We start from the raw sequence: 25,446 nt of genomic DNA on the forward strand, positions 1-25,446 counted from the left end.
GAATACAACTATGAGTCAATTTGAACAAACCTTTGAAAAGTCATTGGAACAATACGCAGAGCTGGTTGTTAAAGTCGGCGTGAATATTCAAAAAGGACAGGATCTGCTCGTTACTGCACCGATCGAAACGCTTGAATTTACACGTCTGATTGTGCAAAAAGCCTATGCGGCTGGTGCAAATTATGTACAAGTGGACTTCGATGACGACAACATTACCCGCAGTCGTTTTGAGCATGGCTCCAATGACAGCTTTGACTACTATCCAGCCTGGAAAGCGGATATGATGGAAAAGTTTGCGGAAGCAGGCGGCGCTACCCTGACGATCAAAGTTCCAGATCCTGAACTGTATAACGGAATTGACTCCGACAGCGTTTCCCGTGCTACCAAGGCAGCTGCACACGCACGTCGCGGATATGCCAAATACACACGCAACCATGAAATTAGCTGGTGTCTGATCAAGGCCCCAACCAAGGCTTGGGCGAACAAAGTGTTTGCAGATATCCCGGAAGAAGACCGAATCAACGTGATGTGGGAAACGATCTTCAAAATGAACCGTGTCGATGGCGGGGATGCCGTACAAAATTGGAGAGAGCATCTGAATACCTTGACTGCAATGGGAGACTTATTGAACAAAAAGAACTACAAGAGTTTGCATTACCGTGCGCCAGGTACAGACCTGAAAATTGAATTGGTCCACAACCACATCTGGGGTGGTGGGGGCAGCGAAAATAAACAAGGTGTCTACACGGTCGCCAATATGCCGACTGAAGAAGTATTCACCATGCCTAAGCGTAGCGGAGTGAATGGTTATGTTAGCAGCACCATGCCTTTGAACTTGAACGGGCAACTGGTAGACCAGATGAGAATCACGTTCAAGGATGGACAGGTTGTAGCGTTTACGGCAGCATCCGGTGAAGAGCATTTGAAGAACCTGTTTGCCACTGATGAAGGAGCACGTTATCTGGGTGAGGTCGCACTCGTACCACATGACTCTCCGATCTCCAATCTGAATCGCATTTTCTACAATACGGGTATTGATGAAAATGCATCCTGCCACTTGGCTGTGGGAAGTGCGTATCCATTCAACATGAAAGATGGCACAACCATGTCGAATGAAGAGTTACTGAAGCATGAGTGTAATGTGAGCTTGACACACGTCGATTTCATGATCGGTTCCGCAGAACTGGATATCGATGGTGAGTTACAAGACGGTACAATCGAGCCGGTATTCCGTAAAGGCAACTGGGCATTTTAATTTCTAATCTAGTTATATAAGTTGAACTAAAGATTATTTACACTGACACTACGATGACAGAATAACCTTCCAATCGCTGTTATCCCCAGATTTTTTTTGATTCCCTTTTCCGAAGGGGAAAATCTGGGGATAGCGTATGCTTCCGATGCAGCTTTCTTTCAGAAAGCTTTTAGGCGAACGCTTCGCTTTTTCAGGTTTTTTCTGTCCTCTCCGTTATCGTGTAAATGATTAGTTCAACTTAAATAGTAGCAGTAATATTACTGAACGAGAAAGTGACTTCAATTTGAAGTCGCTTTTTTCGTTTCCTCGTAACATGGGTTACACGGGTCTTACAGGTACACATATCTCGCAATAATGCTGATTGAGCAGTTCCCAACGATATCGTTCTATAACCGGCTTGTTGTCCATCCGATAACCACTTGTTTGCAAATGGGGCATGATCACATTCCATGCATGCTGAATATCTTCTGCCGTGTGCTTCACTTTACAGATGAGATAATCTCCGCCTGATAGCTCACCAAACTCAATAGAATCATCTTCCAGGCGTTCAAATTCGGCAATAACAATACAGGCATCATATCTACATTTTTCCGGCTGTGTGGTAGTTGGGTCATCTTGTGGAATACCGAATAAAATTGCTGCTTCATTAAGCAGTTGGTTTTTGTCTGCCCATTGTTTCAGCGTATTCATCGCTTGAGCATTGGCTGGACCGTAAGGACCGACTTGTCGAACATAGGCGATACGATATGACGGGAGGTTTTCGATAACCATTTTCATGAAAATCTTCCTCTCTGTACGATTTCTCTTACATGTTGGATGCTAACATGGTATAAAAGAATTTGCTTAGGTAATTGTTGAATCCCGACGACGAAACTCATAGAATAGTAATAATATGTTGGAAGACTGTTCCAATAGAGAAAAACGAGAGGGGGAGGCGCTAGACATGGATATTACTTATGCCTTCACGGATGAACGTTTCAGGCAAGTTGTGTTGGATCGCTTTTGTGATCAGCGGGATTTCATTCAGGAGAGTGACGTTTGTGAGGTTGAGATATTGCAACTTTCCAATCACAATATTAGCAATCTTGATGGAATTGAATATTTCAGGGATCTTCAAGAGTTGGATTGTGCCTATAATCAATTGACAAGTGTGGATTTAGCTCAGAATCACAAGCTGAGAATATTACGTTGCAGAGAGAATCAACTTCTTACACTGGACCTCAGTCTCCATTCGGAATTGCAGGTGCTGGACTGCAGCTTTAATCGACTTCGAAAATTAGACCTTTCTCATAATTCCAAACTTATAACGGTGGAGTGTCATTGGAATATGTTGTCGAAGCTGGCTTCGGAGCCCCTTGAGCAGTTGGAGGAACTTAGTTGCAGTTATAACGCTCTTTTCTCACTTGAACTTGAACACAATAAGCAACTGCGGCGACTTGATTGCGCCAACAATTACATGTTGGAACTTGATGTAACAAGTTGTCCAAACTTGATTGAACTTCGTTGTAACCACAACCATATCAAACAGTTGGATTTTCGTTCAAATATGGTTTTAGAGAGTGTCCGTTGTTTTAACAACCATATTAGCAAGCTGAATATTCGCCATAACATGCAACTAAAAGAGTTGTACTGTTCCGAGAACAAATTAACTGAGTTGGATTATAGCGCTAATCCCAAGCTGGAAAGACTGCAGTATGCAGATAATCTAATGTTTGAATCCAATCATGAAGTTCCGGGTATGGGGTTGTTTCAGTATGACGTCTCGATGTCCAACTATCAGATGCGCTTACTTACTCAGGATAAAGAACTGGTAGTCACTGCACAGGTTTCAACCAAGACAGAGATGGAAATATTGTCCCTATATATGGAAGAGACGTGGAAACGGTGGGACATGCTAGGTGAGCAGGCACTTAAAACCATTGCCGAGGCTCATCCGGACGAAGATATCAATGCATTGATTTTGGCTGATGCAGAATTTCAGGGAGATCAATATTTCCGATTGGGTTATGATGCGGGGGATACACCTGCTGGTCGACTGTACATATATGCGGAGTTTGACGATGAATTTAACATGTTGGATACGTTGATCTATGAAACGTATTAAAGCCACGAGATCGCTTTTTTGCTGTGTTGAACTAAAGATTATTTACACTGACACTACGATGACAGAACAACCTTCCAATCGCTGTTATCCCCAGATTTTAATTCCATTCCTTTTCTAAAGGGGAAAATCCGGGGATAAAGGCGCACGCTTCGCTTTTTCAGGTTTTTTCTGTCCTCTCCGTTATAGTGTAAATGTTAGTTCAACTTATATAATTTGTTATATTATATGTTATTCAGCGTGCATTTTGTTGAAGCTAACATATTCGTTAATCGGTTTACGGTAACCGCGTGGGCGCTGTTTGGCTTCCGACTTTTTGCCGATGGTGATCAGCATAACCGGTACGTAATGGTTAGGGATTTCCAGACTCCGTTGCAGTTCTTCCGAGTCAAAGCCAATCATTGGACAAGTGTCCCATCCGCGATCCTGAGCGATCAGCATCAATTGCATGGCAGACAGGCTGGCATTGCGAATCGCATCCTCACGTTGGAAGAATCTGCCGCGAGATTCGTAAAATTCGGTGACACTTTGGGATTCCTGCTCGTATTGGAACGGAGTAAGAGCGCCTAGGTTCAGCAGGCCTTCGTTAATCGTGCGGATATGGTGATGAGCGTTGACGTCGCCCAGTACCACGATGACCGCAGAAGCTGTTTTTACCTTATATTGCTGGGAAGCTTCATAGACTTTCTCTTTCTGTTCCTCGTCTTTAATCACAAGATAGTGCGTGTGTTGCAGATTAAAGGCAGATGGTGCAAATTTGTTCAGGGCAAACATTTCTTGCAGTTCCGAATCCGAAATTTCAATTCCTTCTTCAAAAATAACGGCCGATCTACGGTTTTTGACCAGATTCTCCAACTCACTCATGGTAGTTTCCCTCGCTTATGTATGATTTATAAACTGACTATAACACACTTAGTTACTTTATGTAAGTATTATTTTAGAATAAGACAAGGATTGTCTGCCATACGCTAAAATAAAACACTAGAGGTGATTCATGAAAGCATTGATCGCAAGGTATATGGGAGGACATGACCCTCATGAATTTCGGGTATATGTAATCCAATCTTCGACGTTAAAACGTTTTGTAGTAGTGGAGATTATTCTAGGCCCCATCGTGTACAATGTCGCACTTTATTTGTGCCAAAATGCAATACTTGCTGGAGTAGGCTCTTGGGCTGGAACAGAAGGTCTGAAGAGACTGCCACTGGTCTTCAGAAAAATCGTTGGGACATGATGAAGTGTGTAAATGAAAAATTGAAGCAGAAGAGGGCCAGTTGCGGCCCCATCTTCTCCTTCAGTCATGTTATCTATAGTCACGCTTCTTTTATCTAATCCAATAACTGTTTAGGCTTTGGGCTCAAACCTGCCTTATTTGGCACGTTCCAAATACTGCTCCAGCGTAAGTTTCTGGTTGGTAATCTCACCAGCAATATACACCCCTACATAACGTACATGCCATGGCTCATAGGAGTAACCAGTCAATTTCTCCTGATCTTTGCCATAACGGATGATGAAACCGTACTTGTGGGCATTGGCTTTCAGCCATTTGCCTTCTTTGGTGTTGCCAAAGCTTTGCTGAAGATCATAACCAGCCGAAGCGCTGGAGATATCCATAGCTAGACCAGTCTGATGTTCGCTTTGTCCTGGCCGAGCACTTGTTTTATTGGCAACAGCTTCACCTTTGATACTGGCATTACGGTCAAAGATCGATTTCTGGGTCGCATAAGAACGATAGCCAGACACCGCTTTGATATCAATGCCTTCTTTTTTGGCAGCGGCAAATAGTTTCTCTAGCGCTGTTGCAGCCACTTTACGCATTTGTTTCTTCGGACTGGAGCCTGAGAAGCTAAAAGGAATATTAGGCACAACCAAATCTTGAGGTGTATAAGTTGAAGGCAGATTTCTCTTTTTATTGACAAGTACAACTGTACTGGACACATTGGTCACAGTTGCCACATTTTTAATCGTTTTGATCGTACGACCAGGTGCATTGTCATGCAGAAATTGAGTGAAGCTAGAGCTTGCCGCAGACGCGATGGGATTCAGGCTTGAAGTGATGGGAAACGTAGTAAAAGCAGAACCTGCTACAACAGAGCCTACGAGAATTGTAGATATGATGGATTTACGAGTGAAAGATTTCATGATGTGTGTTCCTCCTCGGAATATATGAATCTATATACCGAGTATACTAGAGGATTATATCCATAGGTTCTCCAATTGTTTCCGAGTTGTAAACAAAGTTTGCTATAAAATCTAACTAGAGGATATTTACCTTGCCACTTCGATGACAGAACAACCTTCCGATCGCTGTTATCCCCTGATTTTTTTGATTCAATTTTATAATGGTGAAAATCTTGTGATAGCGTATGCTTCCGATGCAGCTTTCTTACAGAAAGCTTTTAGGCGAACGCTTCGCTTCTTCAGGTTCTTTCTGTCCTCTCCGTTTCGTGTAAATGTTTAGTTTATCTTTTATAGAGTCTTTTTTGCAACTCTGATAGAGGCATATAAGGAAAAGAACGTTAAAAAAGCCGTTGCATTAGATGCAACGGCTTTTGATGTGAAGAGAGATAATACTAGATTACTTCAAGTATGCTGGAAACTGTGTTACAACATGCAAGCATCGGATCCACCGGAGTTTCCCGCAGTTACTGCACGGGTATCACGAACGCGAACGTTGGCGCTGAGCACACCAGAATCACTGCTTAATTTGAAAGAAGGATAATTCTCTTCTGTATCCAGCTTCATGTGTTGTTCTAGGTTTAGCTGCTGCTTCGGGTCAACATAGAACGGAACCAGATTGGTTTCAATCTGCGCGTCGAGAGCCGCAAGTTCATCAACAATGATAATAGCGATAACTCCGTTACATCCGCAACCTTCCAGGTCATAGATCACTTTGAAATATCCAAGTTGGTCATTCAGGCTTTCCGTCAATCGTTTTGCAGCCAAATCTGTAATTTGAATATACATATAGGTACACTCCTTTATATGTGGTCATGGTAGTAAGTGGTAAAAGAATTCATTCAGCTTCTATTCCCATTATACCACTTTGGCAAAAATCAAAGCATTTATTTTCTTGACTGATCAGTCTGGAAAAGGTATTCTTTAGTTAATGAATAGGGAGGTGAGGTCTGAAATTGGGAAGAGCCAAGGAGTTTGACACGGAGACCGTTCTAAGAAAAGCAACGTCTGTATTTGGAGCGTACGGTTATGAAGGTACATCTTTGAGCTTACTGTTGAGTGAACTTGGTATTGCGAGGCAAAGCCTGTATGACACCTACGGAACTAAACATGATTTATTTGTCTCTGCTCTTAAATTCTATATTCAGCAGAAGACAGAGGCGGGGATTAGACTATTAAACGAATGTACAAGTGTGAGGCAAGGCGTGGCACAGTTGTTTAACGAAGCGGTTAACGTGTTGATAGACGACGAACGTCGTAATGAATGTTTCATCATTAATAGCGCGGTTGAACAGGCACCACAAAATCACGAAATCGCAGCCTTTATTCAAACCACTAACCAACAAATGGAAGATGTTTTTCATAGTGCATTGTTACGAGGCCAGAAGAGTGGAGAATTGAAGCACACAGAGGAAGAATTGCCCGGGCTTGCCCGTTTTCTGAATTATTCCCGACTCTCATTGACCTTTACGGCGAAGAGTGGTGCAAGTGCAGAAGCGCTGCGGGATTTTGTACAGATGACCCTAAGGGCAATGGATTAGCGTTTTACATGATTTGATTAAGAATTCTTTACGTTTTTTTGAAAATGAACGCTTAGGGCGTTTATTTTTTGACTATTATAGACCGATTGGTCTGGAAAAAGCGCCAAACAAACTGAAGGAGGATGTAAGGATGACACAATCTCAGCAATTGGAAGCGGGCAATAGTATACCGTATCGAATCATGCATGGATTTACTCAATTGCTACTGGAAGGAAAACTGGAACAGTGGTTGGAGCTATATACATCTGAAGCTATCTTCGAATTCCCATATGCACCAGCAGGATATCCTCAGAAACTGGAAGGCAAAGCCGCAATTACGAATCATCTTCATAATCTGCTGGGGATGATTGAAATCCAGCAGTTTTCTGAACCGGTGATCTTGGCTGATTCCACGAAACAACAGTTTGTGGCTGAATTTACTTGTAAAGGGCGTTCATTAGTTACAGGCAAGCCATACAACCAAACGTACATCTCTGTAGTGAGCCACTCTAATGGAAAAATTATACATTATAAAGACTATTGGAATCCGATGGTCGTACTCGAATCGGACTTAGGAGGAAACAAGCATGATCAATGATAAACCGTTGACACTTATTACGGGAGCTAATGGAAAAACAGGAAGCCGTGTTGCGGCCATACTTCAAAAGCATCAATATCCGGTGCGTTTGGCAGGAAGAACGAAAACATCTCTTTCTGGTTCTGCCGATAATTATGTCTATTTTGATTGGTATGATTCCGAGACATATGCGCCGGCGCTGAAAAATGTGAACCAGGTGTATCTTGTTGTGCCAGTCATGGACATGACCCCAGAAGACGTCATGATTCCGTTCATCAAGGAAGCATTGTGGAACGGCGTTAAGCGATTTGTCTTGCTTGGCAGTGCTTCAATTGATGAGGATGGTCCTATTTTTGGCAAAGTACATCAATATTTAAAAGCCCATGCTCCTGAGTGGGCTGTATTGCAGCCTTCCTATTTTATGGAGAACTTTACGGAGGGGCCGCATCGGGAGACGACGAAACAACTTGGGAAAATATACAGTGCTACGGGTGACGGGAAAATTGGATTTGTTAGTGCAGATGATATCGCAGCGGTGGCCTTCCATGCTCTGACAGATGTTGTCCCTCATAATACGGAGCATATCATTACAGGGCCAGAGACGTTGTCCTATGGACAGGTTGCAGACGTCTTGAGCCGTGTACTGGGTCAGTCCATTCAGCATGAATCTTTGTCCGATAATGAATTGAGGAACAGCATGATTCGCGCAGGAATGTCAGAAGAATACGCTGCTGCCCTCGCAGGACTGGATGTGCCTATCCGGGAGGAGGGGAGAGAAGATCAAAGGACGGATACGGTGAAAAAATTAACGGGGAATAACCCGATTTCATTCGAGCAATTTATTCTAAATCATATGGAAGTATGGGAATAATGGAAGAAATATTTTCATATTCAATGAGAAGACGGTGCCTAGTGCCCGTCTTTTTGCATGTCTGCCAGCATGTTGACATCGTTGATTCGAATATGGATCTCTCTCTAACCTGGGTCACTACGGAAAGCAGTGATTATACGAACTCACTTTTGGGGAAATAGATGAGAATGAATGTTAGGGCGTGTCTGAGACACGCCCTAGATAAAGGGGCGAAGAGAGCGAATGATTCAGTTCGAAAATGTATCGAAACAATATCCTGATGGAACAACGGCTTTGCGTCAGGTTAACCTCAACATTAACAAGGGAGAATTATTTGTCATGATTGGTCCGAGTGGGTGTGGCAAAACCACCATGCTCAAAATGATCAATCGCCTGATTGAACGAACAGATGGAATAGTGCGCATTAATGAACGCCCAATCGATGAATACAACATTCACGAATTGCGCTGGAATATCGGATATGTACTGCAACAGATTGCACTATTCCCCCATATGACCATTGCCGAAAATATTGCGGTTGTTCCTGAACTGCGAAAATGGAAGTCAGATCAAATCAAGGAGCGTGTACATACGTTACTGGACATGGTGGGTTTGCACGGAGATACGTACAGTGAGCGTAAACCGTCCGAGTTATCTGGAGGACAACAGCAGAGAATTGGTGTGTTGCGTGCACTCGCTGCTGATCCCGAGATAGTTTTGATGGATGAACCGTTCAGTGCACTCGATCCAATGAGTCGGGAGAAATTACAGGACGATATTTTGGATATCCAGCGTCAGATGAAAAAAACAATTGTGTTTGTCACCCATGATATTCAGGAAGCGATGAAGCTGGGGGATCGCATCTGCATTATGAAGGATGGACAGGTTTTGCAGGTAGGCACCCCGGAAGAACTGATCCGACAGCCAGCTAATGATTTCGTACGTGAATTTGTTGGAAGTGCTAACACCGATACAAGTTCACAATCTGATTTTGATCTCGAATCCATCATGTCACCACTCTCACCGGGTCATGTGCCTAAATCAGCCAAAACTGCCGTTCCTGTATCCATTACGTTGACGGAGTTAGTTGATATCATGGCTTCCCATGACCATCTGCTGGTTGAAAATAACCGCCAGATTATTGGCGAGATAAGTCGAGTTGATCTGATGAAATACTGGTCTGGTCAGTTACAGGAACGAGGTGAAGGACATGAATAGATTCACGGAGGTGTTCAGTGAGCGCAAAGGTCAGTTGTTGTCTGCTCTGCTGGAACATATTCAGATCTCATTTATCGCCTTGTTCTTTGCTGTCCTCATCGCTATTCCGCTTGGTATATACCTTACACGCAAACCAAGAGTGGCTGAACCAATTATAGGGGTTACGGCTGTGTTGCAGACGATACCTTCCTTGGCGCTTCTCGGATTGCTCATCCCGTTATTCGGCATAGGCACACTTCCTGCAATTATTGCACTGGTGGTGTATGCGCTGCTTCCCGTACTTCGCAACACGTACACAGGCATATCCGAAGTTGATCCATCCATGGTCGAAGCGGCAAATGCGATGGGCATGAATAGTTGGCAACGTCTAATCAAAGTGGAACTGCCACTGGCGATGCCTGTCATTATGGCCGGAATTCGGACCGCGATGGTCCTGATTGTAGGAACGGCGACACTTGCTGCTTTGATTGGCGCAGGAGGTTTGGGGGCATTAATCTTGCTGGGCATTGATCGGAACGATACGGCACTGATCATCCTTGGAGCCATTCCGGCCGCCTTGCTGGCGATTTTGTTTGATGTACTATTGCGTCAGTTCCAACGGTTATCCTTCAAGAAAACACTGGTTACCCTTGGATCGCTGGCTCTGATCGCGATACTTGTGATTACCATTCCCTTCGTGGCACGTGGTGGACAGAAGGATCTTGTCATTTCCGGGAAATTGGGAGCGGAACCCGAAATTCTCATTAATATGTACAAATTGCTGATTGAAAAAGATACAGACCTGACCGTTGAACTAAAACCCGGATTAGGCAAAACGCCATTCCTTTTCAATGCACTCAAGTCGGGTGATATTGATATCTATCCTGAATTCACTGGGACAACGATCTCCGAATTTATGAAGGAAACTGCTGTGAGTACGGATCGAACAGAGGTCTACGAACAAGCCAGAGACGGAATGCTGAGCCAGTTCAACATGGTGCTGCTGAACCCTATGGATTATAACAATACGTATACGTTGGCTGTTCCAAAGAGCATCGCAGATCAATACAATCTCAAGACCATTTCGGATCTCAAACCGGTGGAACAGCAGATGAAGGCAGGATTTACCCTTGAATTCTCGGATCGGGAAGACGGTTACCTTGGCATTCAGAAGAAGTATGGGATTGAATTCCCGAACGTGGCAACAATGGAACCCAAGCTTCGCTATGGTGCTGTTCAACGTGGCGATATCAATCTGGTAGATGCCTATTCCACAGATAGTGAGTTGAGACAATATGAACTCGTTGTGCTGGAAGATGACCAGGAATTATTCCCACCGTATCAAGGCGCGCCGATGCTTCGTCAAGAAACGGCAGATCAATATCCACAACTGGTTGAGGTGCTGAATCAGCTTGCTGGCAAAATTACGGATGATGAGATGCGTCAGATGAACTATGACGTGAACGTAGAGGGCGAGAATCCTGAACAGGTTGCAGCAGAATACCTTAAACAGGCCGGATTGTTGTAACTTCAGGCATCCCTGCAATAGATGTACCAAAAGGATGAGGAGGAACCATGATGACACAAGAAACGTATGACTTGATTGCGATTGGCACAGGAAGCGCGGCAAGCTCTGTAATCACCCGTTGCGCTGAAGCTGGCTGGAGAGTTGCTGTAATTGATGAACGTGAGTTCGGCGGAACGTGTGCACTGCGTGGCTGTGATCCCAAGAAAGTGCTGGCTGGAGCGGCTGAGCTGATTGACTGGAATGAACGGATGCAAGGGAAAGGAATTCAGGGACAGGCGACCATCAACTGGTCTGAACTTATGGCCTTTAAACGCACCTTTACCGAGAGCATACCTAGAGCAAGTGAAGATCAATTCAAACAGGCCGGAATGGATACGTTCCATGGTAAAGCTTCATTTGTCGATGAAGACCATATTCAAATTGGAGAAGAAGTGCTCCATGGCAAACACATCCTGATTGCTACCGGTGCAACACCTGCGCCACTTGAGATTGAGGGCTCAGAGCATCTTATATATAGTGATGACTTTCTGGATCTGGAACAGCTGCCGGATCGATTAGTTCTGGTAGGCGGTGGATACATTGCATTTGAGTTTGCGCATATTGCGGCCAGAGCCGGGACGGAAGTTCATATCCTGCATCGGAGTGAGCAGCCTCTGAAATCGTTTGATGCGGAGCTTGTAGAATCTTTGTTGCAAAAATCAAAAGAGATCGGCATTCATGTTCACTTGAACGCGGAGGTGAAGTCCATACGGCAAGAGGGGAACGCCTATGTTGTTCATGGCACACGTAATGGTGCAGATCACCAGTGGCAGTGCGGACTTGTCGTTCATGGAGCCGGGCGTGTTCCTAATGTGGATGGGCTGGAATTGGAGAAAGCCAACGTCAGCTACAGCAAAAAGGGGATTACGGTGAACGAGTACTTGCAAAGTGAAAGTAATCCGAGAGTGTATGCTGCTGGCGATGTAACGGATACAAAAGGGTTGCCTTTAACCCCGTTAGCAGGTCAGGAATCCCGGGCTGTATCGTTCAATTTGTTGGAGGGAAATCAACACAAACCAAATTATAAAGTGATGCCTTCCATTGTGTTTACTGTCCCTGCCCTTGGAGCTGTAGGTATGAGCACGGAACAAGCCAAAAAAGAGGGCTACGAGGTGCAGGTTAATGATATGTCGAAATGGTATACTTACAAGCGAACTCATGAAAAATTTGCCATGGCCAAAGTGGTGATCGACAAATCAACCGGACGTATTCTGGGTGCGCATGTGCTCGGGAGCAAAACAGAAGAATTGATCAACCTTTTTGCAATGGCGATTCAGTTCAATCTGACTATCGATCAGTTAAACACCATGAATTTTGCATATCCTACTGCTGCATCGGACGTGGGTTCTTTAATTTAGAAGTGATGATGAATGAACTCCCCTTTGGGACGGAAGGAAGGATGAAAACAACGATGTCATCGGATTTTATTGGGCTTCATGAAGGCAAGTGGACAAAGGAACCCGTTGCTGCACGGATGGATGGGGATCGTTTCGTTGTGGAAGCTCGGGAAGGCAGTGACTTCTGGGAGAACACATTCTACGGGTTCTGTCATCGGGATGGACATGCCATGCTTGCTCCATGGGACGGAACGGAAGCGATTGAGGTATCGTTTGATCTAAGCTCATTCACCCAATTGTATGATCAGGCTGGACTAATGTTATGGTACGGAGAAGACCAATGGATCAAGGCCGGAGTTGAGGTTAATGATGGCGTGGCACATGTTGGAGCTGTCGTGACGGATACGTATTCAGATTGGTCACTCTCTCCTGTGCCAGAGTGGGGTGGACGAATCGTAACAATCAGAGCCTCCTACAGTAATGAGGCTGTTGTCATTCGTGCTCGCACAGATGAGCATCCTTGGCGTACGATTCGGGTTGCACGGTTTGCCTATCCAACGAACAAACATGCAGGTCCATTTCTGTGTTCACCAAAGCGTGCAGGGTTCGAGGTAGCCTTTACCAAGTGGAGATCCACGACACCCGATCAAGACTTGCATACAGATCCGCCGATTACGGATTAAAACAAGTTCAGATGCACGATAAACAATGAAACATGAACAGGTGTATCTGGCTTAGAAAGCAAGACAACACAAATAAGCAAGTCTTCCATTAACGGAGGACTTGCTTATTTGTGTGTTTAAACTTTGGACTGTTAAAAGTCTCCAGTTACTCGTTTCATCATTCACCGGGGTCAGTGAGTTCTTTTCCCACATACAATAGAGTACTTGCGAACTTTACTTGAGTTTAACGTTTATTTACTCGTGTCCGTATCCAGGGACTGGGGTTCGGTCTCTTTTTCACCCTCATCATCATTGGACTTATTGAACTCAAGCATACGCTCCTCGTAATCATCAAGGAACCATAACGGGTCCATACTATCTTCCTCACCGTTGTAATTGATTACGATTTCTTCACCAGCCTTGATGTCTGTATACGCGTAGAAGTCAAAGGTGTGGTTATCAAAATTGATATCATAAGTAGCGTTGGGTTCATAGGAGTGGTTGATCAGACTGCCGTAACCGAGCAAAATAGCGGTATGATTCGCCCCATATTCGAACACGTAATCTTCCAGAATCGTTTTTTCCACATGCTCATGATCTTCATTTGGGTAAGGCACAACGGGTGCCTGATGAATAAGCGTTCCTTTGGCAATATCAACGGTAGCAAATACCCCGCGGTTAAACTCACCACCATCACCCAACTTGGATTGTTTCACTTCAATCATATTGTTCACCTGATGCTCTTCGAAGAGCTCCGTTCTATATAATAGTAATTCGTTAAGGCAAAATTTTAACCCATACTTTCATATAAGGCAAATTTCAGACAAAAAGGTGCAATATTTTTAATATGGCGTTGAGTTGTGCAGGATATAACGCTTATAATATACAAAGAATTAAGTCTATATAGAAAAGGTGTCATGAATGAGCATATTAAATGTAGAAAAATTAAGTCACGGTTTTGGTGACCGTGCTATCTTTAACGACGTTTCATTCCGCCTGTTGAAGGGCGAACATATTGGTCTGATCGGGGCCAATGGTGAAGGTAAATCCACCTTCATGAACATTATTACAGGAAAACTTCAGCCGGATGAAGGCAAGGTAGAGTGGTCCAAACGGATGCGTGTTGGTTATCTGGACCAGCATGCTGTATTAAACAAAGGCCAATCGATCCGTGACGTACTTCGTGGCGCGTTCCAGTATTTGTTCGACATGGAACAGGAAATGAATGATATGTATGGCAAAATGGGCGATGTTACCCCGGAGGAACTTGAACAACTACTTGAAGACGTGGGTACGATTCAGGATACGCTGACAAACCAGGATTTCTACATGATCGATGCCAAAGTGGATGAAACCGCACGTGGTCTGGGTCTGACGGATATCGGTCTGGATAAAGACGTCAATGACCTGAGTGGTGGACAGCGTACCAAAGTACTGCTTGCCAAGCTGCTGCTGGAAAAACCCGATATTTTGCTCCTCGATGAGCCTACGAACTATTTGGATGAATTGCATATCGAATGGTTGAAACGTTATTTGCAGGAATATGAGAATGCTTTTATTCTGATCTCCCACGATATTCCGTTCCTGAACAGTGTTATCAACTTGATCTATCACATGGAGAACCAGAATCTAACTCGTTATGTAGGCGATTATGATCATTTCCAGGAAGTGCATGAGATGAGAAAACAGCAGCTGGAGTCGGCGTACAAACGCCAACAACAAGAGATTGCTGACCTTAAGGATTTTGTGGCGCGTAACAAAGCAAGTGTAGCAACACGCAATATGGCGATGTCCAGACAGAAGAAACTCGACAAGATGGATGTTATCGAGATCGCCAAGGAGAAACCGAAACCGCAGTTCAACTTCCGTGATGCAAGAACATCTGGCAAGCTCATTTTCGAAACTAAAGGTCTTGTAATTGGATACAACGAACCGTTGTCCAGACCACTGGATCTGCGTATGGAGCGCGGACAGAAGATTGCCCTTGTTGGTGCGAACGGAATCGGTAAAACAACCCTGATGCGCAGTATTCTGGGTGAAATTCAAGCTCTGGAAGGAACCGTTCAACGTGGTGAACATCTGGAGATTGGTTACTTCCAGCAAGAGATGAAGGATGCCAACTACAATACATGTATTGAAGAGATCTGGCAGGAGTTCCCTTCATATACCCAATTCGAGGTGCGTGCTGCACTTGCAAAGTGTGGTTTGACTACAAAACACATTGAGAGCAAGGTAGCTGTACTAAGTGGTGGCGAGAAAGCTAAAGTGCGTCTCTGTAAGCTGATCAATAATGAAACCAACCTACTTGTGCTCGATGAGCCGACGAACCATCTGGACGTTGATGCCAAGGAAGAGTTGAAACGTGCGCTCAAGGCTTACAAAGGCAGTATTCTTCTAATCTCCCACGAACCGGAATTCTACCGTGATGTCGTTACGGAGACGTGGAACTGTGAGTCTTGGACAACAAAAGTATTCTAAATAGAGGTTGTTCAAGAAGTCCGCTTTTGATTACGAATCATGTGCGAGCTTGCGAACAAGCTCGAAGCGTGAGAAAAGGCGCGAATTTTGCTTGCAAAACAAGCAGAACTCGCGCCTTTTTTGTGTGGTTTTAACGAAAAATGTTTGAGCCCAATGCACAGTTGACAGCTTGAATAAGGCAATAATATAATTCAGGAAAGCAATTACATTTATATATTAGAAACCTGTTTCACTGCATAGGGGCAAAGAAAACACGGTATTCCGTATGGGTATCATTGCACTTAGAAGGGAAGACGGGTCTTTTTTTGCATTCAAATGAAACCGGTTTCATTAAAATAAGGAGGTGGACAAAACTCGTTACTGACCACTGGTTGCTGAGGATAGGCTGAACAACAACACCACGCGTTCAAGAACCATGCTTTCATCTTTCACGCCAAAGGAGAGAATGAACATTGGCTAAACTCAGGAAACCCATGATATTTATGTTATCAGCAACACTTGCGCTGTCTTCGGGACCGTTGATGCTACCGAGTAAGGCGTATGCCGATCTGAGCAGTATACCCGCCACGTTGTTGCAGGACGATTTTTCGGATGGGAATTACACGGAATCACCCGCGTGGAACGTAAGCTCAGGCAACTGGGAAGTGTTCGCTGACCCGACAGATGCGTCCAACTTTACGCTTTTCCAGAGCGATACCAATGAAGGCATCATCTCTACTGGAGACTCCATGTCGGACATGACCGTGTCCATGCGCTTTTATACAGGAGAAGGTAAAGGATTTCCGGGCATTTTGCCGCGGTTTCAGGATAAGAGCAACTTTTACTATTTTCAAATGCATGTTCCCAATAATAAACTCGTTTTCTCCAAACGGGTAAACGGATCAGACACAACTTTGAACACGGTGGACTATGCGTTTGCCAAAGATACATGGTACACACTCAAAGTGGTGTTATCAGGTACCACCATTCGCGGGTATATCGCGGAAAACGGCTCCGATCAGTTGGTATTTGATCTGGTCGATACTACATACGGGTCAGGTACCGTGGGCATTCGGAATAAGTGGCAGTCGTTACATGCAGATGACGTAATCATTGCCGAGCAGCCGCCTGGGAACGATATTCAGCTCTCCATTGCTGAGCAGACGGCGTCTTCGGTTTCACTGCAATGGTCTGAAATCGCGGGAGCATCAGCCTATCGCTTGTACCGTTCCTCTACGCCTGAAGGCGGCTATTCCCTGGTAACCAGTACCGGAACTTTGGAACACACGGATGAAGGATTGAGCGGGGATACGGTGTATTATTACAAGCTGGCTTATGAATACGGAGGTCTAACCGAATCATTATGGACTGCTCCGCTGGAAGTTCGGACGACAGCATCGGCACCACAGGCTCCTGGCGAATTAAAGGCCGAAGCACTCAACGCAACAAGCGTGAAGCTATCTTGGTCCGCCGTGGACAAGTCAACTGGTTATCGCGTGATTCGGGCCAAAGCTGGCAGTGAGCAATACGAGCAAATCTATGAAGGTAAAGGGCTCACATTCACGGATAATGCACTTGAGCCGGGCAACAGCTACAACTATCGCGTAACAGCCTATAACGCAGCTGGGGAGTCAGCATTCACTGTTGCAGAAGCCACGACATACTCCATTGACTCTCCAGCAGAGTTCGCTGCCACAGCTGTGACGGACACATCAATCTCTCTGGGGTGGAATGTCTTGCCTGGATCTGATGTAACGTATATCGTGTCCCGTGCAACCAGTGCTACGGGTACGTATCAGCAGGTCTATAGCGGCAATGAAAACACGTTTAACGATGGCGGTCTGACGATGGGCACAGGATATTTTTACATCATCCAGGCGACCGTGGACGGCGTAACTTCTCCAGCATCCGCACCGTTGGGTGTTACGACGATTCGTACAAGCATTACACCGGGGCAACTGTGGCCGGATCTGGACGGTAAGCCGATTGATGCGCATGGGGCAGGCTTTTTCTATGATGAACAGACGGAGATGTATTACTGGTATGGTGAATACCACACGGGCGGATGGCCAGCGGTTGGTGTGCGTGTGTATTCATCCAAGGATCTGATGAACTGGACGGACCGAGGCATGGCTCTAACGACACTTCAATCCATGGATGATTTTGACAATGACCCGTTGATCTCCGAATTGTATGCGGGGCGTGAAGACCGCGTGGATATCTGGGCAGATATCCGCAAAGGACGGATTATTGAACGACCAAAGGTCATCTACAACGACAAAACGAAGAAATACGTGATGTGGGCTCACATGGACGGCGACAAGGACCCCTATAACGATAATGCGAATTACGGTAAGGCGCGAGCCGGTTATGCGATCAGCGACTCTCCAACAGGGCCTTTTGTGTATCAGAAGAGTTACCGGATGGACAGAGCTCCCGAAGGGGAGAAAGATTTCTTCCCAAGCGACCGGGGTATGGCACGTGACATGACGTTGTTCAAGGATGATGACGGTACCGGTTACCTGATCTACTCGAGCGAAGAAAACCTGACGTTATATATCTCCAAACTGAATGAAGACTATAGTGACGTAACAGGGTGGCATAAGGAAGGACGAACGGATGACAAAGGCAATCCGGTACGAGATTCCACCTATCAGGCGGAATACGGCGTCGATTACGTGCGAGTGTTCCCGGGAGGGCAACGTGAAGCACCGGCGATGTTCAAGTATCAGGGGAAATATTATATTTTGACTTCCGGAGCTTCCGGTTGGGCCCCTAACGAAAACAAAGTGACGGTGGCGGATAACATTTTTGGCCCGTGGTCAACGCAGACCAATCCGTTCGTGCGTACGTTGCCAACTGATCCCGATCCAGGCAAGGCATTTGGCACACAGACCACATCCGTCATTCCGGTCGATCCGGAAAAAGGCAAATTCATTTACGTAGGGGATACGTGGAATGGTGGCAATTTCTCGAATGATGCTGCAAAATACGTGTTCTTGCCAATTGAGTTTGGAATAGGCTCCGACATCGCGATCAAGTGGTATAACAGCTGGACACCTGATCTGCTGAATTCGATGGGCAAGGTAGATATTGCTGATCCCTTGCCAGAAGCCGTGGCGCTAGGCAAAGTACCATCCCTGCCAACAACGTTGAATGTGCGCGAGGGTGGAGCACTGGTATCAACGCCAGCAGTCTGGACGGTTGATAACCGGGCCATGACGGCAGAAGATTTTGCCAAGCCAGGACCGCTCACATTACAGGTAACCACACCGGAATATAACAACAAAAAGCAGGCGGTTCGTGTAAATGTCATTCCGGAGAATACAGTTTTTTTCGTGAATAGTGGTGGTTACGAAACGGCTGATTACAGTCTCATGGGTGCTTATATGAAGGGAACGCTTGCGAACCCGGAAACGGCGGATCAGATGTACGCTCCGTCTGAGGGATATAGTTGGGGGTATGTCAGCGCAGATGCACTGCCATCCGGTTCGAATGGCGGGGATATATTCTCGACCGTACGTTATCTCAACGGTGGCAATGTCAGCAATTCTCCTAAAGGCACGGATTTGACCTATACATTTGATGTGCCAAACGGGACATATGATGTATACGCCGGATTCAACGATCCGTGGACCAATACTTCGCGCAGAGCGAATTTCATCATCAATGGCACCAATACCGGAGCAGTTACTTTTACGCCTGCCAGTGTTAGAGCCCACAAAGGCATCAGCGTGTCGGACAACAAGCTGGAGTTGACCGTGCGCAATACGGCATCGCAGGACCCGATGATTAGCTGGATTATGATCGTTAAACCTGACGCCGCGCCACCTGTAAATGATAGTGCTGGCCTTAATGCTGATGCGTTGGATTCAACGAGCGCAACGCTTCACTGGGATGCTCATCTTGGTGCAGCAAGCTACAAGCTATACCGCTCAGATCGTGAGCAAGGAGAGTATAAGGTGGTCTATAGTGGCAATGGGCGGGAGTACACGGACAGTGAACTGAACCCCGGCACGGAGTATTATTACAAAGTGGAAGCTTTGGATGCGACGGGGCAATCCTTAAGAGGTGTATCTTCCGCTTATCAGGTGCACACGGCTCAGCAGAGCGCTGCCGATGTAGCTACAAGCATTACAGCATTGGAACAACCTTCCGCAGGAGCGAAAAAACTGAAGTTACCATCCGTGCCGCAAGGTTTCACGGTGAAGATCGCTTCCAGTTCGGTACCGTCGGTCATTCAAACCGATGGAACGATTGTCCCACCATCTAAGGAAACAACAGTAACACTGGAGTTGGAAATTACCCGAACTTCTGACGACAGCAAAGCCCTGACTATAGTGTTAACAGTGAAGGTGCCGGCATCTGTTCCTTCCCCTGGAGGTACGGACCCTGGTTCGGGCGGTAATCCAGGCGGCAATTCCGGTGGAAATCCAGGGAATGGTTCTGGTTCAGCCAACAATGGCGGACAGTCAGGAAGTGGTAACCCAAGTGCAGAGAATGCTGTACCACAACCTAAACCGGAGAAAGACCGTTCAGTTCTGGAGTTGCAGGGACAGTCTGATCAGAAGGGTGTAGTGCAGTCCAACGTGGATGTTTCAACGATTAAAGATGCTTTTAAAGTTGCCCCCTCAACAGATGCGGGCCAGCGCTTGGTCGAACTTCGGCTGAAGCCGGTTTCGGGAGCGACGGCATATGAATTGTCTCTGCCTGCCTCTGTGTTGATAGATGAGGGTGAATCACATGTGTTTAACATTGTTACAGAGCTGGGAACGTTGGAGCTTCCTGCGACACTGTTAACAAAGGATATAGTTGGTGATGGGATTGCATCAATCCGATTGGTCAGAACGGAGTTACCACAAACAGTCGCAGATCAGCTTGGCACGCAATATGGAGTCCAGCTTGAACTTCAACTGGATGGTCAACCATGGCCATCGGAAAGCCAGTTAATACTTCGTCTGCCATTTCAATCCTCACAAAATGCTCAGCAGGATCGGATTGTAGCATTTGCCATTGGCGCGAACCGTACGGCAACTCCATTGCCGCAAAGTTACTACGATCCAAAAAGCGGGCAACTTGTATTTTCCGTAACATCACTCACAGGAAATTATGCTGTTGTGCCTGTAGAGCAGACATTCGCAGATCTTGCAGAAGTGCAGTGGGCCAAGAAAGCAATGGAGGCTTTGGCTGTCCGAGGTGTAATTGATGCAGAGGCAAGTGGTGATTCCACGCAGTTACATCCAAAACAGGAGATGACCCGCGGCCAATACATGCAATGGTTGATGACTGCGCTGGGCTTGAATGCTTCTTCCGGGAATGCGTTCTCTGATGTAAACGAAAATGCTCCGTATTACGAAGCAGTTACAGCTGCGCGTTCGCTAGGTATCACCAGTGGCACCGGTGACGGGCGCTTCCTGCCAGAGTCCACAATCACTCGTCAGGAGATGATGACGTTGACTGTGAGGGCACTTGCGGCGGCCGGGCTGGTTGACTCCGAGACGGCTGCAACAGATAACCTTACTCGTTTCCACGACGCTTCCGAGATTCGCTCCTATGCCCGGGATAGTGTCGCATTACTTGTGGATCTGGGCATCGCCCACGGGTACAACGGTGAGGTGAAACCACTTGCCGAAGCAACCCGAGCCGAATCGGCTACATTGTTATATGCGATGATGAGCAAACTGGTATGGAATAAATGATAATACACCAGAATCGTAACGTGTGAAAAAGAAGGCTTACTTTGACCTGGAACTCAGGTTGGAGTAAGCCTTTTGGAGTTAGCCTTGTTCATATATTCCACTTTCAACTTCAACTTGAGCTGGCCGCCAAATTAAAAATAAAACAAAACCGTCCTTGATTTGAAAAGGAGGGTTTTTGTTGTTTTTTGTCCTTTATCAGTGAAACTGATAAATGCTATAAAATCATTGAAATTGACCCTCAACATCCGGTGTGTTAGGTTTTAGAGAGAAGAAATTAAATTAATGTGATGATTTTAGTCGGAATTAAAATCGAAGCAATGCGCGAGGTGGCAAACAGTGGAACTTCAAGTGACAAACAGCCCTTTTAATCAAGAACAAGTTGAACTGCTTAATCGTCTTATTCCTACATTGACCGATGGACAACGTACTTGGTTGAGCGGATATATTGCAGCAATTCAGACAAGCGCGACTATAGCGGCTCCAGCTAACCTGGTACAGGCTGCACCAACTACAGGTATTGCACCTGTCAGTGCTCCGCCAGTATCCCGGGAAGTTACCGTGCTTTTTGGTTCACAAACCGGGAATTCCAGTGGCCTATCGAAGAAGCTGGCCAAGAAACTTGAAGAGCAAGGTCTTCAGGTAACGTTGTCATCGATGGGAGATTTCAAACCGAACGGACTCAAGAAAATTGGAAATCTTCTCATCATCGTCAGTACGCATGGTGAAGGCGAACCACCAGATAATGCGATTCCGCTGCATGAATTCCTGAACAGCAAACGGGCTCCAAAGCTTGAAGGACTTCGTTACTCGGTGTTGGCTCTGGGAGATACCTCCTATGAGTTCTTTTGTCAGACAGGTAAGGACTTCGATAAACGATTGCAGGAATTGGGTGGTACAGCTCTTGTACCGCGCGTGGACTGTGATGTTGATTTTGATGAAGCAGCTGCGGAGTGGATGAATGAAGTACTGGCATCCTTAAGCAGTACATCTGCTGCTGCGAGCACGGTAACCACTGAGGCTGTTACAGCTGCGCTGAGCGGCGGGGAATCCGAATATGATCGCACGAATCCATTCAAGGCTGAAGTGTTGGAGAATCTCAATCTGAATGGCAGAGGATCGGACCGTGAAACACGTCACATTGAGTTGTCTTTGGAAGGCTCCAGTCTGGACTACGAGCCAGGTGACAGCCTTGGGATATTCCCTGAGAATCATCCGCGCCTTGTGGAGGAATTGATTGCAGCCATGGGATGGAATGCCGATGAACGCGTGACCGTGAATAAAAACGGCGATCAGGCATCTGTGCACGAAGCGTTGCTGCGTTATTTTGAAATTACAGCTGTGACGAAACCGGTCGTGGAACAACTTGCGAAACTGAATCCTGGGAGTGGCCTGACGGCGTTACTCGCAGATGATTCAGAATTCCGCACAGTCATGAATAGCTGTGATCTGCTGGATCTGGTTCAGGATTATAATCTGAAAGGGATTCCTGCCGGAGAATTCGTAGCTGCTCTTCGCAAAATTCCGGCACGTCTATACTCCATAGCGAGTAGTTCGAAGTCTTTCCCGGATGAAGTTCATCTTACCGTTCGCTCCGTACGTTATGAAGCGCGTGGCAGAGAACGTTACGGTGTATGCTCGGTACATCTGGCTGAACGAATTGAAGCTGGAGACACACTGCCAGTATATATACAGCATAATCCGAATTTCAAGCTGCCTGAGAACCCGGATACACCGATCATCATGGTTGGCCCAGGTACAGGTGTAGCGCCGTTCAGATCTTTCCTTGGTGAGCGTGAAGAAACTGGAGCAGAGGGCAAGACATGGCTGTTCTACGGAGATCAGCATTTCGCCACTGACTTCTTGTACCAGACGGAGTGGCAGCGTTGGCTCAAAGATGGTGTGCTCACGAAGATGGATGTAGCCTTCTCACGTGATACGGAACAGAAAGTGTATGTACAACATCGCATGCTGGAACACAGCAAAGAACTGTACCAGTGGCTTCAGGAAGGGGCAAGCGTGTATATCTGTGGTGACGAGAAAAAAATGGCACATGATGTGCATGCTGCGCTCACCACGATTCTTGAACAAGAAGGCGGTTTATCGTCTGAGCAGGCATCGGAATATCTGACACGGTTACAGCAGGAGAAACGTTATCAGCGGGACGTCTATTAATTACCGGCCCAGCCGGACTGCACCATCCCGCAGAGACGAGAGGAGAAAGCAGCATGGTTTATAATAACTTACTTAACCCACAGCGCACGAATAGCGATGTGGAAGATATAAAGATCAAAAGTGATTACTTGCGCGGAAGTCTGACCGAAACGTTGGCCGATCGTATCACAGGGGCTATTCCAGAGGACGACAACCGTCTGATGAAACACCACGGCAGTTATATGCAGGATGACCGTGACCTGCGTAACGAGCGTCACAAATCCAAGCTGGAGCCTGCATACCAATTCATGTTGCGTGTGCGTGCTTCCGGTGGGGTTGTAACCCCGGAGCAGTGGTTGATGATGGATCGGGTAGCGCATAAATATGCGAATGAGACGATTCGTCTGACCACACGTCAGTCTTTCCAACTGCATGGTGTACTGAAGTGGGATCTTAAGAACACCATTCGCGAAGTGAATGATTCGTTGTTAAGCACACTGGCTGCATGTGGTGACGTAAACCGTAACGTGATGTGTAACCCGAATCCGAATCAATCCGATGTGCATGCTGAAGTGTATGAGTGGGCATGTCAGGTGAGCAATCATCTGGACCCTCGCACCCGGGCTTATCATGAGCTGTGGCTGGACGGAGAGAAAGTGATTGATTCCCAGGATTCGGACGAAGAAGTTGAACCAATCTATGGCAAAGTGTATTTGCCACGGAAGTTCAAGATCGGCATTGCTGTACCACCATCCAATGATGTGGATGTCTATTCACAGGATCTTGGCTTTATTGCTATTGTGGAGAACGGCAAGCTGCAAGGCTTCAACGTTTCCGTTGGTGGCGGCATGGGGATGTCTCATGGTGATGCCAAAACCTATCCTCAGGTGTCCAAAGTCATTGGTTTCTGTACGCCGGAGCAAATGATTGATGTTGCAGAGAAAACAGTTATGATTCAGCGTGATTATGGAGATCGTGCCGTTCGTAAACATGCTCGTTTCAAATATACGCTGGATGACCGTGGTGTGGAGTGGTTCATTGAAGAGTTGACTACCCGTTTGGGTTGGAAACTGGATGCAGCACGTCCGTATCATTTTGATACTAACGGAGATCGATATGGTTGGGTAAAAGGTAATAATGGCAGATGGCACTACACGCTGTTCATTCAGAATGGTCGTGTAAAAGATGTAGACGGCTATCCGCTCATGACGGGTCTACGTGAAATTGCCAAAGTGCATACGGGTGATTTCCGTCTGACTGCTAACCAAAATCTAATCATCGGTAATATCAGCAGCCAGAAAAAGAAAAAGATTGAAGCGTTGATTCAGCAGTATAACCTGACTGATGGTGCACATTATTCTGCGCTGCGCAGAAGTTCCATGGCATGTGTTGCACTTCCAACTTGCGGTCTCGCCATGGCTGAGTCCGAACGTTACTTGCCGTCCCTGATCGATAAACTGGAGCCTGTACTCGACGAAGCCGGGCTGAGAGACGAAGAGATTGTCATTCGCATGACCGGCTGCCCGAACGGATGCGCAAGACCGATGCTGGCAGAGATTTCATTTATCGGTAAAGCACCAGGTAAATACAATATGTATCTCGGTGGCAGCTTCACCGGACATCGCTTGAATAAGCTGTACAAAGAAAACATTGGCGAAACCGAGATTCTGGATACGTTAACTCCAATGGTGAACCAGTATGCCAAAGAACGTAATGAAGGGGAACATTTCGGAGACTTTGTCATTCGTGCAGGTTATGTTCCTGAAGTGTTGGATGGTCGACAATTTCACGCTTAATTGACCGGGTAACATGAACTGAAATTAGGACTGATTTAGGACGGAAGCATTCCTTTAAGGGGTGCTTCTTGTCTGTTATATATGGAGTGAATAGAGGTA

The 25,446-nt window shown here is 46.0% G+C and carries 19 protein-coding genes; 14 read left to right on the forward strand and 5 right to left on the reverse strand.

Annotated elements, in window-relative coordinates; all coding sequences use genetic code 11:
• Window positions 1–10: 10 nt before the first annotated feature.
• Window positions 11–1,255, forward strand: coding sequence for an aminopeptidase (locus AC4E8D_RS13690; protein WP_490206336.1), 1,245 nt, complete (start codon window positions 11–13; stop codon window positions 1,253–1,255).
• A 318-nt stretch (window positions 1,256–1,573) separates the two neighbouring features.
• Here AC4E8D_RS13690 and AC4E8D_RS13695 read toward each other — a convergent pair whose 3' ends face one another.
• Window positions 1,574–2,032, reverse strand: coding sequence for an AraC family transcriptional regulator (locus AC4E8D_RS13695; protein WP_490206337.1), 459 nt, complete (start codon window positions 2,030–2,032; stop codon window positions 1,574–1,576).
• A 166-nt stretch (window positions 2,033–2,198) separates the two neighbouring features.
• On the opposite strand from AC4E8D_RS13695, the gene AC4E8D_RS13700 reads away from it, so the two are divergent.
• Window positions 2,199–3,359 (forward strand): leucine-rich repeat domain-containing protein, encoded by a 1,161-nt coding sequence (locus tag AC4E8D_RS13700; protein WP_490206338.1) that lies wholly within the window; start codon window positions 2,199–2,201, stop codon window positions 3,357–3,359.
• 228 nt (window positions 3,360–3,587) lie between these two features.
• Here AC4E8D_RS13700 and AC4E8D_RS13705 read toward each other — a convergent pair whose 3' ends face one another.
• Entirely contained in the window at window positions 3,588–4,220 is a 633-nt protein-coding gene (locus tag AC4E8D_RS13705; RefSeq protein WP_076214767.1) for a nitroreductase family protein, read from the reverse strand.
• Window positions 4,221–4,350: 130 nt separating this feature from the next.
• Between AC4E8D_RS13705 and AC4E8D_RS13710 the strand changes: the two genes are divergently transcribed.
• Window positions 4,351–4,590, forward strand: a complete 240-nt coding sequence (locus AC4E8D_RS13710; RefSeq protein ID WP_260632639.1) for a hypothetical protein — start codon at window positions 4,351–4,353, stop codon at window positions 4,588–4,590.
• A gap of 134 nt (window positions 4,591–4,724) precedes the next feature.
• Here AC4E8D_RS13710 and AC4E8D_RS13715 read toward each other — a convergent pair whose 3' ends face one another.
• Window positions 4,725–5,498 (reverse strand): M15 family metallopeptidase, encoded by a 774-nt coding sequence (locus AC4E8D_RS13715; RefSeq protein WP_339308123.1) that lies wholly within the window; start codon window positions 5,496–5,498, stop codon window positions 4,725–4,727.
• Window positions 5,499–5,960: 462 nt separating this feature from the next.
• The gene (locus tag AC4E8D_RS13720; protein WP_221819572.1) at window positions 5,961–6,323 is read right to left on the reverse strand and encodes an iron-sulfur cluster biosynthesis family protein; all 363 of its coding nucleotides are present in this window, start codon (window positions 6,321–6,323) and stop codon (window positions 5,961–5,963) included.
• A 167-nt stretch (window positions 6,324–6,490) separates the two neighbouring features.
• On the opposite strand from AC4E8D_RS13720, the gene AC4E8D_RS13725 reads away from it, so the two are divergent.
• From AC4E8D_RS13725 to AC4E8D_RS13755, 7 genes are all read left to right on the forward strand, one after another.
• Window positions 6,491–7,075, forward strand: coding sequence for a TetR/AcrR family transcriptional regulator (locus AC4E8D_RS13725; RefSeq protein ID WP_490206339.1), 585 nt, complete (start codon window positions 6,491–6,493; stop codon window positions 7,073–7,075).
• Between the two features lie 130 nt (window positions 7,076–7,205).
• Window positions 7,206–7,652, forward strand: a complete 447-nt coding sequence (locus AC4E8D_RS13730) for a nuclear transport factor 2 family protein (protein ID WP_490206340.1) — start codon at window positions 7,206–7,208, stop codon at window positions 7,650–7,652.
• Window positions 7,642–8,502, forward strand: a complete 861-nt coding sequence (locus AC4E8D_RS13735; RefSeq protein ID WP_339308130.1) for an ergot alkaloid biosynthesis protein — start codon at window positions 7,642–7,644, stop codon at window positions 8,500–8,502. The genes AC4E8D_RS13730 and AC4E8D_RS13735 overlap by 11 nt, the downstream gene beginning before the upstream one ends.
• A 222-nt stretch (window positions 8,503–8,724) precedes the next feature.
• Window positions 8,725–9,699 (forward strand): ABC transporter ATP-binding protein, encoded by a 975-nt coding sequence (locus tag AC4E8D_RS13740; RefSeq protein ID WP_490206341.1) that lies wholly within the window; start codon window positions 8,725–8,727, stop codon window positions 9,697–9,699.
• Window positions 9,692–11,206 carry an osmoprotectant update ABC transporter permease/substrate-binding subunit OpuFB gene (opuFB, locus tag AC4E8D_RS13745; protein WP_490206342.1) on the forward strand — a complete coding sequence of 505 codons (1,515 nt, stop codon included), beginning with the start codon at window positions 9,692–9,694 and terminating at the stop codon, window positions 11,204–11,206. The genes AC4E8D_RS13740 and opuFB overlap by 8 nt, the downstream gene beginning before the upstream one ends.
• Window positions 11,207–11,256: 50 nt before the next feature.
• Complete coding sequence (locus AC4E8D_RS13750) at window positions 11,257–12,603, forward strand: dihydrolipoyl dehydrogenase family protein (RefSeq protein WP_339308684.1); 1,347 nt, start codon at window positions 11,257–11,259, stop codon at window positions 12,601–12,603.
• A gap of 41 nt (window positions 12,604–12,644) precedes the next feature.
• A complete protein-coding gene (locus AC4E8D_RS13755; protein ID WP_339308136.1) occupies window positions 12,645–13,265 on the forward strand; it encodes a DUF1349 domain-containing protein in 621 nt (206 codons plus the stop codon).
• 230 nt (window positions 13,266–13,495) lie between these two features.
• Here AC4E8D_RS13755 and AC4E8D_RS13760 read toward each other — a convergent pair whose 3' ends face one another.
• Window positions 13,496–13,969: an SET domain-containing protein gene (locus AC4E8D_RS13760; protein ID WP_091031152.1), complete on the reverse strand. Its 474-nt coding sequence runs from the start codon at window positions 13,967–13,969 to the stop codon at window positions 13,496–13,498.
• Window positions 13,970–14,165: 196 nt separating this feature from the next.
• On the opposite strand from AC4E8D_RS13760, the gene AC4E8D_RS13765 reads away from it, so the two are divergent.
• The 4 genes from AC4E8D_RS13765 (at window position 14,166) to cysI (ending at window position 25,347) form a co-directional block, all read left to right on the forward strand.
• Complete coding sequence (locus AC4E8D_RS13765; protein ID WP_017688769.1) at window positions 14,166–15,722, forward strand: ABC-F family ATP-binding cassette domain-containing protein; 1,557 nt, start codon at window positions 14,166–14,168, stop codon at window positions 15,720–15,722.
• Window positions 15,723–16,174: 452 nt separating this feature from the next.
• Window positions 16,175–21,400: an S-layer homology domain-containing protein gene (locus AC4E8D_RS13770; protein ID WP_490206343.1), complete on the forward strand. Its 5,226-nt coding sequence runs from the start codon at window positions 16,175–16,177 to the stop codon at window positions 21,398–21,400.
• 336 nt (window positions 21,401–21,736) lie between these two features.
• The gene (locus AC4E8D_RS13775) at window positions 21,737–23,572 is read left to right on the forward strand and encodes an assimilatory sulfite reductase (NADPH) flavoprotein subunit (RefSeq protein WP_490206344.1); all 1,836 of its coding nucleotides are present in this window, start codon (window positions 21,737–21,739) and stop codon (window positions 23,570–23,572) included.
• Between the two features lie 53 nt (window positions 23,573–23,625).
• A complete protein-coding gene (gene cysI, locus AC4E8D_RS13780) occupies window positions 23,626–25,347 on the forward strand; it encodes an assimilatory sulfite reductase (NADPH) hemoprotein subunit (RefSeq protein WP_490206345.1) in 1,722 nt (573 codons plus the stop codon).
• Window positions 25,348–25,446 lie beyond the last annotated feature (99 nt).

Source organism: Paenibacillus sp. SRL342 (genome assembly GCF_984798905.1).

Excerpts from the sequence above, each read along its gene's own strand:
- cysI (WP_490206345.1), top strand. The coding sequence starts at position 23,626 with ATGGTTTATAATAACTTACTTAACCCACAGCGCACGAATAGCGATGTG.
- AC4E8D_RS13750 (WP_339308684.1), top strand. The coding sequence starts at position 11,257 with ATGACACAAGAAACGTATGACTTGATTGCGATTGGCACAGGAAGCGCG.
- AC4E8D_RS13715 (WP_339308123.1), bottom strand. The coding sequence starts at position 5,498 with ATGAAATCTTTCACTCGTAAATCCATCATATCTACAATTCTCGTAGGC.
- AC4E8D_RS13700 (WP_490206338.1), top strand. The coding sequence starts at position 2,199 with ATGGATATTACTTATGCCTTCACGGATGAACGTTTCAGGCAAGTTGTG.
- AC4E8D_RS13755 (WP_339308136.1), top strand. The coding sequence starts at position 12,645 with ATGAAAACAACGATGTCATCGGATTTTATTGGGCTTCATGAAGGCAAG.
- AC4E8D_RS13705 (WP_076214767.1), bottom strand. The coding sequence starts at position 4,220 with ATGAGTGAGTTGGAGAATCTGGTCAAAAACCGTAGATCGGCCGTTATT.
- AC4E8D_RS13760 (WP_091031152.1), bottom strand. The coding sequence starts at position 13,969 with ATGATTGAAGTGAAACAATCCAAGTTGGGTGATGGTGGTGAGTTTAAC.
- AC4E8D_RS13710 (WP_260632639.1), top strand. The coding sequence starts at position 4,351 with ATGAAAGCATTGATCGCAAGGTATATGGGAGGACATGACCCTCATGAA.
- AC4E8D_RS13740 (WP_490206341.1), top strand. The coding sequence starts at position 8,725 with ATGATTCAGTTCGAAAATGTATCGAAACAATATCCTGATGGAACAACG.
- AC4E8D_RS13735 (WP_339308130.1), top strand. The coding sequence starts at position 7,642 with ATGATCAATGATAAACCGTTGACACTTATTACGGGAGCTAATGGAAAA.
- AC4E8D_RS13720 (WP_221819572.1), bottom strand. The coding sequence starts at position 6,323 with ATGTATATTCAAATTACAGATTTGGCTGCAAAACGATTGACGGAAAGC.
- opuFB (WP_490206342.1), top strand. The coding sequence starts at position 9,692 with ATGAATAGATTCACGGAGGTGTTCAGTGAGCGCAAAGGTCAGTTGTTG.
- AC4E8D_RS13730 (WP_490206340.1), top strand. The coding sequence starts at position 7,206 with ATGACACAATCTCAGCAATTGGAAGCGGGCAATAGTATACCGTATCGA.
- AC4E8D_RS13695 (WP_490206337.1), bottom strand. The coding sequence starts at position 2,032 with ATGAAAATGGTTATCGAAAACCTCCCGTCATATCGTATCGCCTATGTT.
- AC4E8D_RS13765 (WP_017688769.1), top strand. The coding sequence starts at position 14,166 with ATGAGCATATTAAATGTAGAAAAATTAAGTCACGGTTTTGGTGACCGT.
- AC4E8D_RS13690 (WP_490206336.1), top strand. The coding sequence starts at position 11 with ATGAGTCAATTTGAACAAACCTTTGAAAAGTCATTGGAACAATACGCA.